The organism is Natroniella sulfidigena (genome assembly GCF_023223645.1).
GTDB classification, from domain to species: domain Bacteria; phylum Bacillota; class Halanaerobiia; order Halobacteroidales; family Halobacteroidaceae; genus Natroniella; species Natroniella sulfidigena.
This window is the reverse complement of the sequence record NZ_JALKBY010000015.1, coordinates 67,253-79,092: the sequence shown is the minus strand read 5'-3', so window position 1 is coordinate 79,092 and position 11,840 is coordinate 67,253. Positions and strand designations below refer to the sequence as shown.

Sequence of the window (11,840 nt, the reverse complement as noted above, 5' to 3'; positions counted from 1 at the left end):
AGCCCATTCAAAAGTAGCTTAAAGTGGGACTATGAAATTATTTTTAGAAAATACTTGATTTATCAGAAACAATGCATATATGAATATAATATACTAAATATACAAAGAGGGGAGGGGGACTAATGGGAGCAGCTGAAGCTTCTGGTAAAAGAAGAAGACGTCGTTTTGGAGATGAAGTTTTTGTGGTTTTTTTAATCTTGATTCTTTTAGTTTTAGGAGTTAGTTACTGGTAGGAAAAAAGGTCAAGGCTTGCAAGCCTTGACCTTTTTTAGTTGTATTAAGTAGATTCAAGTTATTAAATAGCACTAATTTTTTTTGGAATCATATATTGTAGTAGGAGGTATTAAAGATGGAACTTTTAAACCAAATTCTTAAGGTTAATCTATTTCAAAAAATCTTAAATAAACAAAGATTGACTGCTAAAGAGTTTACAAGCTTAATTCTAATTTTATTTGAAAAGGATATTGCTTTTAATATCGCTTTTACTCCAAAAACCAATAGAAGTTTTCCTGTTTTTGAATTGACTCTTGTTTTTTCTCCTGATTTGGAAATAAGTTTTAAAATTAAGATTTGTGAATGAGTATAAACTAACTTTCTGGACAAGCTATTACAAAGGGTTGAATTATAACTCAAGATTATTAATATTTTATAAAACCACAACTGAATAGAGGGGTAAGTACAGTTAATGTGATCTAGATCACAGAAGTTTATTAAGAAAATTAGTATAATGCACTTGAATGAATAGTCATTCACTTAAAAAGTTAGGAGGTTTGCAGATGAATAAAAAAGAGTTGATTAGACAGAGTGCAATTGAGCTGTTTGCCCAGGATGGTTATTATAATACAACAGTAAAGATGGTATCAAAAAAAGCAGGAATTGCAGTAGGGACTGTTTATAACTATTTTGCTAACAAAGAAGAAATTTTGGAGTATATCTTTGAAGTTGAACTAACGAAGAGGATCAGATTTTTAGAAGAGTTAAAGAATAAAGATATTTCTTTTCAACAGAAAGCAAGGCTCTTTTTAGATAAACATTTTAGTGAATTAGAGGCCAAGCCTACTACTACGACTGTTTTAACGCAAGAGTGTAGATTACCAAGTGAAAATAAGTTAGAGACAGTAGAGAAGTTTATGAATCAAATACCTGCTTTAATTGCTCAATTATTAGAGCAAGCAAAAGAGAAGGGAGAGATTAGAGAGATAAATAGTAAATTGGTAGCTAATGCTATCTTTAATTCATTACAGGGAATGGCTATTAAAGTATCCAGAAGTGAAGAGTACAACTTTGCTCAGGCTAAAAAAGAGTTGCTTAATTTATATTGGCTTGGTTTAAAGAGGTAATTACAAGGAGAGCTATATCTTTATTACTGAATGAACATTCATTCAGTAGAGGGAGGGGAGTTTGAAATGCCAAAAAATTTCTGGAGAGGGATCAGTCAAGCAGGATTTTTAGTTCTTTTTTCTTTTCTTTTATCGCAAGGCAGAGTAAGAATATGGATATTATTACTTATTGTAGGAGCAGTTAGTTCTTTAGTCGGGAAGCGGGTTTATTGTGGTTGGGTCTGTCCGATCGGGGGCGGGATGAGATTCCAAAGCTGGCTATATGAAAAGTTTAATCTACCTCGTTTGAAAGCACCTTCATTTTTAAAGGGAGGATTTATGAGATTAATTTTGGTAATAGCTTTTTTTGGAGGTATGGTAGCAGTTAGAGTAGTAGGAATTGAATTAAATATTATCCTATATCTATTCATCTTAGGGGTAGGGGTATCATTTATCTTTAGTGAAGATTTTTGGCATAGGATCTGTCCTCATGGTACTGTTTTGAATCTAACTGGTAGGGTTGGCCCGTTGGGGATGAAAGTAGCTCGAGCTGATTGTACTGGTTGTGGATTATGTGAGAAGGTCTGTCCTAATGAATCTATTGAGGAAGAAGGGACTACTGGGATTAGAAGTATTGATTGTAATGAATGTTTGGTCTGTCATAACTGTGAAGAGATTTGTCCTACTGGAGCAATTAGTTATGGAAAGAGAAGTAAGAGGGGGTATCAAGATGAAAAGGACGGTTGTTCGTTGGGAAGAAGCCAATAATTATCAAGTTCAAATGTCCTGTGGAGATTATACGGTTACTAGTAATATAAAGGATGATAGTGCTTTTAAGCCACCTGAATTGATCTTAGCTAGTCTAGGAACTTGTAGTGGGCTCTTTTTAAAGCCAGCTCTAGCAGAAAGAGATATTAGTTGGGATGAGTTTGAAGTTACTGTTTCAGGAGTTAAGGCCAGTCCACCAAATTTGTTTGAATCAATTACTTTAGAGTATGAAATTAAAGCGGATGTAACAGCAAAAGAGTTGGAAGAGGCATTAGAAGAGTCCCATCAGCGTTGTTTGGTAATGAATACGTTGGATCCTAAGATTGAGATCAAGACTGATTTTGTAATTAAATAAAAGGGAGGAACTTATGATGGAAATTATTAAGATGGATCAGATTGAGGGTAAGAAGAATAAGCGTGGTGTAGTAGCTAAAAAGATTTTGAAGAATGATGATGTGCAGATTATGAATTTGGTTTTAGAGTCTGGTGATGTAGTTGGTGAACATTCAGTTCCGGTCAATGTCTTCTTTTATATTGTGGAGGGCCAAGGAACTGTACAGATTGGGAATGAGAAGAAGGTTGTTGAAGCGAAGGATATTATCCCGTGTCCAGCTAATACTACGATGAGCCTTAAGGCAGACCAGGGCCAAAAATTTGTAGTCTTAAATGTTAAGACTCCTAGTTTATAAAGCAGTTAATAGTTAATAATTAATAATGAATAGTTAAAGGGCAAAGACAAGAGCTTTAAAGCAGTTAATAATGGATAGAAAAAATCAAAGAGCTGATTTTTTCATCACGAAGGGTTCGAAGAACCTGAAGAAATAAGGAATATAAATGTATAGTTAAAATACAAAAAAGCAAAAAAGAGCCACTTGTATGAAATTACAATTTTAGAGTAGTAGGTTATCAGCGGCTTAAGGAGAGGTTTTGGTTTATAAAAACTTGAGGTAGTTAACAGTTGACAGTACGAAGATCCCTATAGAGATCTTCGTACTGTTAATTTTATTATCAGAAGGGAGGATTACCAGAATTAATTTTATAATTTCAAGGTCTTTAACTGTCAATAAAATTGGATTTTAGAAAAATAATTGATTATAATAAAAGTGAAAAGATAGAATAATTATTAAGTAGGTGATGTTATGTCAAGTAAGATTTTGGTCGTTGATGATGAGGAAAATATAGTTGAATTAGTTAAATTTAATCTAGAAAGAGAAGGATATCAAGTATTAACTGCCTATGATGGTGCTGAAGCATTAGAAAAGATTAAAAAGAAAGAGCTTGATTTGGTAATTTTGGATCTAATGTTACCACAGGTTGATGGATTTGAAGTCTGTCGTCAAATTAGAAGCGATAATAAATTAAATAGATTACCAATTGTTATGTTATCGGCTAAAGGTGAAGAAGTTGATAAAGTATTAGGATTGGAATTAGGAGCTGATGATTATGTAACTAAGCCTTTTAGCCCACGGGAATTGCTTGCTAGAGTGAAGGCAGTTTTACGTCGAAGTAGTACGTCAGATTTAGATGGAAAATTAATCAAAAAAGGTGAGATCAAGCTTGATTTAGAGAAGTATCAGGTTGAGATTAAAGGGCAAGAGCTGAATTTAACTCCTAAAGAATTTGCCGTATTATCAATCTTAATCGGACATCCTGGACAAGTCTTCTCCCGTAGTCATCTATTAGAGGAAATTTGGGGTTATGATTATCATGGTGATACAAGAACAGTCGATGTTCATATTAGAAGGTTGAGAAAGAAGATTGCTCAGTATAGTAAAGAAGAATATATCTTAACAGTTAGAGGTGTTGGGTATAAATTTAAAGAACTAAAATAAGGAGCTAGCGATATGTTACGAAAACTTTCTAGCATTAAAAGTAAGATTTTAATCTTATATTTAATCTTATTAATAGTCACTATGGTATTTGCAGGTTATTATTTACAATATTCTTTGCAAAATTATTTTTCTCAGTGGATGGAAGAAGAAGTGATTAAGAAGATGGAATTAGTTACTGATATTATTAATCCGTTACTTGAAGAAGGAGATTTAACTTCTTTAAAAGAGGTTGTCAATAATTTTGGTGATAAATTAGAGACTCGATTTACTATTATTGATTTAGAAGGAGTTCCTTTGGCAGATTCTAGAGAGGATCCGCAAAGGATGGAAAATCACTTACAACGACCTGAAGTACAAATGGTATTAGAAGGAGAAATTGGTAGAACAGAACGTTATAGTTCAACAATAGATGCTGAAATGAGATATATAGCATTACCGGTTATCAAGAATGGAGAGATGGTTGGAATAGTGCGGGGGGCTATGGAGCTTGATGATTTACAACAACTCTTTCGAGGGATTTGGAATGTTTTATTACGGGTTGGAGTAGTAGTAATCATTATTTCAACGTTGTTATCATTAAAAATGACTGAAAAGATTACAACTCCAATTGAAAGAATAACTTCAGCTGCTCAAAAGATAGCAAATGGATTTTTAGATCATAAGTTGATGATTAGAACTGAAGATGAAATAGGGCAACTAGCAGAGATGTTTAATTACATGGTCAGTCGGGTTAAAGAAAAGATTGAAGAGTTATCAGCAGAGAAGAATAAGATTGAGACAATAGTAACCAGTATTGCTGATGGGGTGATTGCAGTCAATGATCAAGAAGAAGTTATCTTATTTAATCCAGCTGCTGAAGATATATTTGGAATTAAGGAGCAAGATGTACTAGGAAAGTCGATTATTCAAATTACAAAAAATTATAAGTTAGATCAATTGATCGAAAAGACATTACAACAAGTGGGTATTTTAACAGAAGAGCTAGAAATTTTATTACCAGAAAAGAAGATTTTTAGAGTTCAAGTTGCTCCTATTAGGGGTGATCGGAAGACTAAAGGGGTTGTTGCTGTTTTGAGAGATATTACTGAAATAAGGCGATTAGAGAGAATGAGAAGGGATTTTGTCAGTAATGTTTCCCATGAATTAAAGACACCTTTGACTTCGATTAAAGGTTATGTAGAAACGTTAATAGATAGTAAGCTTGATTATGAAACAGCTCAGTATTTTTTAGAAATTATCAATGATGAGACGAATCGTTTAGAGAGGTTGATCACTGATTTATTGGATTTATCTAAGATAGAGTCAGAACCTAACTTAGGGATTAATCAAGAAGTTGACTTAGTAGAAGTGATTAAAGATGTTAGTTCATTATTAAATAATAAGGCTGAAGAGAAAGAGATAGATTTAAAGCTGTGCCTACCTTTTGAAGCTCCTATAATTAAAGGTGATCCAGATCAATTTGCAAGGGTGATGATTAATTTAATTGATAATGCTATTAAGTACACTCCACAGGGAGGTAGAGTTAAAACTATACTTCATGTGGAAAAAAAAGAAGCTGTAATAGAGGTTGAAGATAATGGAATTGGAATTCCTGAACAGGATTTAGAACGGGTTTTTGAACGTTTTTATCGAGTTGATAAGGCAAGAACGAGAAAACAAGGTGGGACAGGATTGGGTTTATCGATTGTAAAGCATATTGTGAGACAGTATAATGGTCAGATTGATGTTGAAAGTGAATTAGAGCAGGGAACGAAATTTATTATCAGGTTTCCACTATTATAAATAGTATAAAAGAAATAAGTAGTTATTGTTCTGTTATTCCCTTAGCTTGATCTTTTCAGGTTGAGGGAATTTTGTTATTTAAGAAGTTATAATTTTATTAAAACTTAGCTTTAACCTTGAACTAAAGTTGCTATCAAGCAACTTTTTTAAGTTTGTTAACATAATTTTAACATTTCGTTAATTTAGCTGTAATATAAGATTGTTACAATACAGTTGAAGATAAGAAAAGAGGATTAAAACTTTAAAGGGGGCTAAAAATGAAAAGCTTATTTACTAAGAAGTCAATTACTTTATTAAGTATGTTAGTAGTACTAGGATTGATGGTTATTGGGTGTGGTGGGGAAGATGGAACTAGTGGTCATTTGGATGTTCGTGGTTCAGATACTATGGTAAATGTAGGACAATCTTTGGCTGAATCTTATATGGAAAGTCAAAGTGATGTAACGGTATCAGTAACCGGTGGAGGTTCAGGAACAGGTGTTGCAGCAATGATTGATGGGCGGGTTGATGTAGCGAATGTTTCAAGATCAATGAGTGATTCTGAGATTGAACAAGCTCAAGCTAATGGAGTAGAGCCTTTTGAGGTAGTAATTGGAATGGATGGACTAGCAGTCTTTACTAATGATAATCTTGATCTTGAAGGTTTGACAATGGATGAGATCAGTGCAATCTTTAGAGGAGAGATTACGAATTGGTCAGAAGTAGGCGGGCCAGATGCAGAGATTTCGATGTATGGTCGCCAAAGTAATTCCGGTACATATGTCTTCTTTAGGGATAATGTATTAGGGGATGATTTTTCTAGTGATGTAAGGAGAATGAATGGTACAGCTCAAATTGTAGAAGGGGTTATGAATGATGAGTATGCAATTGGCTATGGTGGAATTGGTTATACAGTCGATGAAGCTAGTGGTGAAGAAGAGGAGGGGTTAAATGTAATTAATATAGCAGTTGATGAAGATTCAGAGTATGCTACTCCTCTTAAACCGGAGAATGTAGAGACTGGTGCTTATCCGATTGCACGACCATTATTTAATTATTTCAATGGCCAGCCAGATGGAGCTGAATTGGATTATATTCAATTTATAGTCAGTGATGATGGACAAGAAGTAGTTACGCGGGCAGGATTTTATCCAATCAGTCCTGAATATCAAGAATTTAATCAAGAGCAGTTAGGGGATTTAATTAATTAATTGCTGAAAATGGACTAAATTGCTGACTGGAGATGTAGAAAGTTGCATCTTCAGTTGAGTATTGAAATCAGATTATATATTTTGGAGGGATTTAAGTGGCTAAAAGAGTCTTAGCTAGGAAGGATAAGTTAACAAAATATAAGGAGAAAGCAATTGAAATCTTCTTCTTTATTAATGGTATTATGGCTGTTTTAATCTTGATTGGAATCTTTTCTTTGTTAGTAACGGAGGGGTTACCAGCTTTTGAAGAAGTAAGTATTGTTGAATTCTTTACTTCTAATCAGTGGAATCCCACTTCAGGTAGGCAAGCTAGATATGGAATTGTAGGCTTAATTGTCAGTACCTTATCAGTTACGGTAGGCTCATTATTATTTGCAGTGCCGATAGGAATTGCAGCAGCTGCTTATTTAGCAGAGGTAGCTGGGCCAAAGGAAAGAGAGATCTTAAAACCGATTATTGAGATTTTGGCCAGTATCCCATCTGTAGTGCTTGGCTTTATTGGGATTGTCTTTGTTGGCCCGTGGATTGCAAGGATTTTTGGTTTAACTCAAGGCTTAAATGTAATTAATGGTTCTATTTTATTAGGAATTATGGCTTTACCTACTATTGTTAGTATATCTGAAGATGCAATTATGGCAGTACCAGAAGAATACAAACATGCTTCATTGGCATTAGGAACGAATCGCTGGCATACACTAATTCATATTACATTACCCGCAGCTTTATCAGGAATTACTGCTGCAGTAATGTTAGGTATGGGAAGAGCTATTGGAGAGACAATGGCTGTCTTGATGGCTACTGGAAACGCACCACGGATGCCTAAAAATATCTTTTCTTCAATTAGAACAATGACAGCAACTATAGCAATTGAATTGGGGGAAGTTCCATTTAATACAACCCATTATCATACTTTGTTTGCTATTGGTTCAGTCTTATTTGTAATGACCTTTATGGTTAACTTGGTATCTGATATTGTCCTTCATAAATATGGGGAGGGGGAAGAATAATTATGGATGCTAACGAAATAAAAGAATTAGAAGAGGTTCAAGCTGAAGTACAGGAAAATAAATTTGATCGAGTTGAAAATTCTACTGATAATTTGAAACAAAAGATTGGTTTTAACTTATTACGTGGAGCTACGTGGATTATTTTGGCAATTGTATTGATTATCATAAGTCATATTGTAAGGCAGGGAATCGGAGTAATCAGTTGGGAGTTTATTACCGAACCGCCACGTAGTGGAATGACTGAAGGTGGAATTTGGCCGGCAATTATGGGTACAGTCTTTGTCACGATCTTGACAGCAGTTTTTTCTGTACCAGTAGGGGTATTTGCAGCGATTTATTTGAATGAATATGCTAAACAAGGTAAGATTACTCGCTTGATCAGAATGGCAATTAGAAATTTAGCAGGAGTTCCCTCGGTAGTTTATGGGCTATTTGGAGTTGCTTTATTTGTTCAGCGGACAGGTTTTAGAGCTTCAATCTTATCAGCTGGCTTGACATTAGGTTTATTGACCTTACCAGTTACAATTACAGCTAGTGAAGAAGCACTAAAAGCAGTGCCTAATTCTTATCGTCATGCTTCTTTAGCATTGGGGGTTTCTAAATGGCATAGTATTCATACTAATGTATTACCTTATGCTATTCCTGGTATTTTGACAGGAGCAATCTTAGGTCTGTCACGAGCAGCAGGTGAAACGGCTCCAATCTTATTTACAGGTGCTGCATTTTCTTTGCCAAGATTACCCAATTCATTGTCAAGCCAGTTTATGGCTCTACCATATCATTTATATATTATGTCGACTCAACATCATAATCTTGGTGCTGTAAGGCCGATTGCTTATGGTACAGCATTAGTTTTAATTAGTTTGATCTTGATTATGAACTTTGGAGCTATCTTTATTCGTTCTAAGTTTAGAGGGAAGTTTAAGGAGTAGGCTAAGTTGGATGATAGTGACTAGTAACTAGTGATTTGTAATTAATTAAACCCAAAAATAATAAGTATTAAAGTTTTAATTGTATTTCTAGGGGGGAATTGAAGAAAATGAGCAAGAAAAAAATAGAAATTAAAAATTTGGATTTTTATTATAATGATTTTCAAGCTTTAAAGAATATATCATTAGATATTGTTGCTAATCAAGTAACAGCCTTGATTGGCCCAAGTGGTTGTGGGAAGTCTACTTTTTTGCGGACTTTAAATCGGATGAATGATTTGATTGAAGGGACAAAAGTAGATGGTGATATCTTACTTGATGGAGAAAATATTTATGCTAAAGGAGTAGATGTAGTTGACTTGCGTAAGCAGGTGGGGATGGTCTTTCAAGAGCCCAATCCTTTTCCAAAATCTATCTATGAGAATGTAGCTTACGGGCCAAAGGCACATGGTATTACAGATAAGGATAGGTTAGATCAGATTGTGGAACAGAGCCTAAGAGATGCTGCTTTATGGGACGAAGTAAAGGATAGATTGGATCGTTCAGCTTTAGGAATCTCTGGAGGGCAGCAGCAGAGATTATGTATTGCTCGTGCTTTAGCAGTCAAGCCTGATATCTTATTGATGGATGAGCCGACTTCTGCTTTAGACCCGATTGCCACTGCTAAGATTGAGGAGTTGATGGATAATTTAAGGGAAGATTATACGATAGTAATTGTGACTCATAGTATGCAGCAAGCAGCACGAATTTCTGATTATACTGCCTTCTTTTTGATGGGAGAGATGATTGAATACGGGCCAACGGAAAGAATCTTTGAAAAGCCTGAACATAAAAAGACGGAGGATTATATTACTGGTAGATTTGGTTAATATCATTGCTATTGAAAGGAGTTGAGAATATGGTGAGAAGTAATTTTGAGAAGGATCTAGAAAAGCTTAATCAAGATATTTTGAAGATGGGGAGTATGGTAGAGGAAGCCATCCATAAGGCAGTAACCTCATTAGTAGAGCAGGATTTTGAATTAGCAGATCAAGTTATGAAACAAGATGATAAACTAGATCGTTATGAACTTAAGGTCGATAAAAAATGTATTAAATTGATAGCTTTACAGCAGCCGGTAGCAAGGGATTTACGCCAAATTGGGATGATTGCTAAAATAGCTACTGATTTGGAGCGGATGGGGGATTTAGCCTATAATATTGCTCGGATTACTAAGGAATTGTCAGGGGAAGAGTTTATTAAACCATTAATTGATATTCCACGGATGGCGGAGATTGTTCAAGAGATGGTACGTGAAGCTTTAGAGTCTTTTGTTAATTTAGATGCTGAGCAAGCAAGAAAGGTAGGAAGAAGGGATGATGAGGTTGATGAATTAGATGATCAGATTATTAGAGAATTATTGACATATATGATGGAAGATCCAACAGCGATAAAACAGGGTAATAAATTGATGTTTGTTAGTAGATATTTAGAGAGAATTGGTGATCATATTACTAATATCTGCGAAAAGGTTGTTTATATAGTTACAGCGGAGAGGGTTACTTTTTAAATTCTAAAAGCTAAATCTTAGTCTGGTATTAAACTGGACTAGGATTTTTTTATTTTTTAGGAATCTAATTTGATAAAGGACTTTAGAGTCAAACCTAGAAAGATAAAGGATAAGTTTTGGGTAATACGAAAAAATACTAATAATACTACATAGTGAATATTTAATATAGAGGAGTGATAAAATATGAAAGCAGAAATTATTGCCATTGGAACTGAGTTGTTATTAGGCCAGATTGTAGATACAAATTCACAGTGGCTTGCTCAACAGTTGGCCCGAATAGGAATTGACCTGTATTATAAACAGACAGTTGGGGATAATAAAGATAGGATTGTAGATATTTTACAGCAGAGTCTCAAACGGGCCAACTTAGTCATCATAACAGGTGGACTCGGACCAACCCAAGATGATTTAACTCGAGAAGCTATAGCAGAGGCTTTAGATGTTGAATTAGTAAAAGATGAGCAATTAGTAACTGAGATTGAAGATCTTTTTGCTGAGCGAGGTTACCAACTGACTGAGAATAATTTCAAACAGGCTTACTTACCGGTTGGTGCTGAAGCAATTAACAATCCACATGGAACAGCTCCTGGAGTCTTAGTGGAACAAAAAGGAAAGATTATTGTAGCTTTACCAGGAGTACCACAAGAGATGAAAGCAATGATTAAAGAAGTGATAATTCCTTACTTACAAGAAAATATCTTAGATGATGAGATCATTAAATCTAAGGTAATGAAACTGTATGGGATTGGTGAATCAAGCTTAGAGGAAGAGATAGCTGATATTTTAGAAGAGCAGACCAATCCAACTATTGCTCCCTTGGCCAGTCAAGGGGAAGTTAAATTAAGGTTGACAGCTAAAGCTGACAGCGTAGCAGAAGCAGAACAGATGATTGCAGAAAAGATAGCAGAATTAGAAGAGAGAATAGGAGAATATGTTTATGGTTATGATGAAGAAGGATTAGAGGAAGCTGTAGCTAAATCATTGCTCGAGCAAGGGTTAACCCTTGCCACTGCTGAATCATGTACTGGTGGGTTATTAGGTACTAGATTGACCGATGTGTCAGGTAGTTCTGCTTACTTTGAACGGGGAGTAATCAGTTATAGCAATCAAGCTAAACAAGAATTACTAGGGGTGGCAGAAGAGACATTAAAAGAGTACGGGGCAGTTAGTAGCCAGACGGCTCAAGAGATGGCATTAGGAATTAAGAAGAGAGCAAGGACTGACCTTGGTTTAGCGATTACGGGGATTGCAGGGCCAACAGGTGGAACACCTGATAAGCCGGTGGGGTTAGTCTATATTGCTGTAGCTGATAAAGAAGGGGTTGCTAGCTATAAGTACCAATTTAAAGGTAGCCGAGAAAGAATAAAGTTTTTAACTAGTCAACAGGCTTTGAAACTATTACTAGAATCTAGTGATATTTAATAGTTTACAATGTGCAATTTACAATTAAAGAATTAAGTAATT

At 34.9% G+C, this 11,840-nt stretch carries 13 protein-coding genes; all 13 read left to right on the top strand.

The window, feature by feature from the left end; genetic code table 11:
- Nucleotides 1–349 precede the first annotated feature (349 nt).
- The 13 genes from MWH28_RS10450 to MWH28_RS10390 all read left to right on the top strand — a co-directional run bounded on the left by MWH28_RS10450 (nucleotide 350) and on the right by MWH28_RS10390 (nucleotide 11,798).
- A complete protein-coding gene (locus tag MWH28_RS10450) occupies nucleotides 350–580 on the top strand; it encodes a hypothetical protein (RefSeq protein ID WP_248619317.1) in 231 nt (76 codons plus the stop codon).
- Between the two features lie 196 nt (nucleotides 581–776).
- Complete coding sequence (locus tag MWH28_RS10445; RefSeq protein WP_248619316.1) at nucleotides 777–1,340, top strand: TetR/AcrR family transcriptional regulator; 564 nt, start codon at nucleotides 777–779, stop codon at nucleotides 1,338–1,340.
- Between the two features lie 66 nt (nucleotides 1,341–1,406).
- Nucleotides 1,407–2,087 (top strand): 4Fe-4S binding protein, encoded by a 681-nt coding sequence (locus tag MWH28_RS10440; protein WP_248619315.1) that lies wholly within the window; start codon nucleotides 1,407–1,409, stop codon nucleotides 2,085–2,087.
- Nucleotides 2,050–2,442, top strand: a complete 393-nt coding sequence (locus tag MWH28_RS10435; RefSeq protein ID WP_248619314.1) for an OsmC family protein — start codon at nucleotides 2,050–2,052, stop codon at nucleotides 2,440–2,442. The genes MWH28_RS10440 and MWH28_RS10435 overlap by 38 nt, the downstream gene beginning before the upstream one ends.
- A 16-nt stretch (nucleotides 2,443–2,458) precedes the next feature.
- On the top strand, nucleotides 2,459–2,776 hold the full coding sequence (locus MWH28_RS10430; protein WP_248619313.1) for a cupin domain-containing protein: 318 nt from the start codon (nucleotides 2,459–2,461) through the stop codon (nucleotides 2,774–2,776).
- 450 nt (nucleotides 2,777–3,226) lie between these two features.
- Nucleotides 3,227–3,919 carry a response regulator gene (locus tag MWH28_RS10425; protein ID WP_248619312.1) on the top strand — a complete coding sequence of 231 codons (693 nt, stop codon included), beginning with the start codon at nucleotides 3,227–3,229 and terminating at the stop codon, nucleotides 3,917–3,919.
- 12 nt (nucleotides 3,920–3,931) lie between these two features.
- Nucleotides 3,932–5,701: a two-component system histidine kinase PnpS gene (gene pnpS, locus MWH28_RS10420; RefSeq protein ID WP_248619311.1), complete on the top strand. Its 1,770-nt coding sequence runs from the start codon at nucleotides 3,932–3,934 to the stop codon at nucleotides 5,699–5,701.
- Nucleotides 5,702–5,958: 257 nt separating this feature from the next.
- A complete protein-coding gene (locus MWH28_RS10415; protein ID WP_248619310.1) occupies nucleotides 5,959–6,891 on the top strand; it encodes a PstS family phosphate ABC transporter substrate-binding protein in 933 nt (310 codons plus the stop codon).
- Between the two features lie 95 nt (nucleotides 6,892–6,986).
- Complete coding sequence (gene pstC, locus MWH28_RS10410; RefSeq protein WP_248619309.1) at nucleotides 6,987–7,898, top strand: phosphate ABC transporter permease subunit PstC; 912 nt, start codon at nucleotides 6,987–6,989, stop codon at nucleotides 7,896–7,898.
- A gap of 2 nt (nucleotides 7,899–7,900) precedes the next feature.
- Nucleotides 7,901–8,830, top strand: coding sequence for a phosphate ABC transporter permease PstA (gene pstA / locus MWH28_RS10405; RefSeq protein WP_248619308.1), 930 nt, complete (start codon nucleotides 7,901–7,903; stop codon nucleotides 8,828–8,830).
- A 107-nt stretch (nucleotides 8,831–8,937) separates the two neighbouring features.
- Nucleotides 8,938–9,696, top strand: coding sequence for a phosphate ABC transporter ATP-binding protein PstB (gene pstB, locus MWH28_RS10400; protein WP_248619307.1), 759 nt, complete (start codon nucleotides 8,938–8,940; stop codon nucleotides 9,694–9,696).
- A 29-nt stretch (nucleotides 9,697–9,725) separates the two neighbouring features.
- Entirely contained in the window at nucleotides 9,726–10,376 is a 651-nt protein-coding gene (gene phoU, locus MWH28_RS10395; RefSeq protein ID WP_248619306.1) for a phosphate signaling complex protein PhoU, read from the top strand.
- A gap of 183 nt (nucleotides 10,377–10,559) precedes the next feature.
- Nucleotides 10,560–11,798, top strand: coding sequence for a competence/damage-inducible protein A (locus MWH28_RS10390; protein ID WP_248619305.1), 1,239 nt, complete (start codon nucleotides 10,560–10,562; stop codon nucleotides 11,796–11,798).
- Nucleotides 11,799–11,840 lie beyond the last annotated feature (42 nt).

Coding starts and splice junctions, on each gene's coding strand:
- MWH28_RS10450 (WP_248619317.1), top strand. CDS start 350: ATGGAACTTTTAAACCAAATTCTTAAGGTTAATCTATTTCAAAAAATC.
- MWH28_RS10445 (WP_248619316.1), top strand. CDS start 777: ATGAATAAAAAAGAGTTGATTAGACAGAGTGCAATTGAGCTGTTTGCC.
- MWH28_RS10440 (WP_248619315.1), top strand. CDS start 1,407: ATGCCAAAAAATTTCTGGAGAGGGATCAGTCAAGCAGGATTTTTAGTT.
- MWH28_RS10435 (WP_248619314.1), top strand. CDS start 2,050: ATGAAAAGGACGGTTGTTCGTTGGGAAGAAGCCAATAATTATCAAGTT.
- MWH28_RS10430 (WP_248619313.1), top strand. CDS start 2,459: ATGGAAATTATTAAGATGGATCAGATTGAGGGTAAGAAGAATAAGCGT.
- MWH28_RS10425 (WP_248619312.1), top strand. CDS start 3,227: ATGTCAAGTAAGATTTTGGTCGTTGATGATGAGGAAAATATAGTTGAA.
- pnpS (WP_248619311.1), top strand. CDS start 3,932: ATGTTACGAAAACTTTCTAGCATTAAAAGTAAGATTTTAATCTTATAT.
- MWH28_RS10415 (WP_248619310.1), top strand. CDS start 5,959: ATGAAAAGCTTATTTACTAAGAAGTCAATTACTTTATTAAGTATGTTA.
- pstA (WP_248619308.1), top strand. CDS start 7,901: ATGGATGCTAACGAAATAAAAGAATTAGAAGAGGTTCAAGCTGAAGTA.
- pstB (WP_248619307.1), top strand. CDS start 8,938: ATGAGCAAGAAAAAAATAGAAATTAAAAATTTGGATTTTTATTATAAT.
- phoU (WP_248619306.1), top strand. CDS start 9,726: ATGGTGAGAAGTAATTTTGAGAAGGATCTAGAAAAGCTTAATCAAGAT.
- MWH28_RS10390 (WP_248619305.1), top strand. CDS start 10,560: ATGAAAGCAGAAATTATTGCCATTGGAACTGAGTTGTTATTAGGCCAG.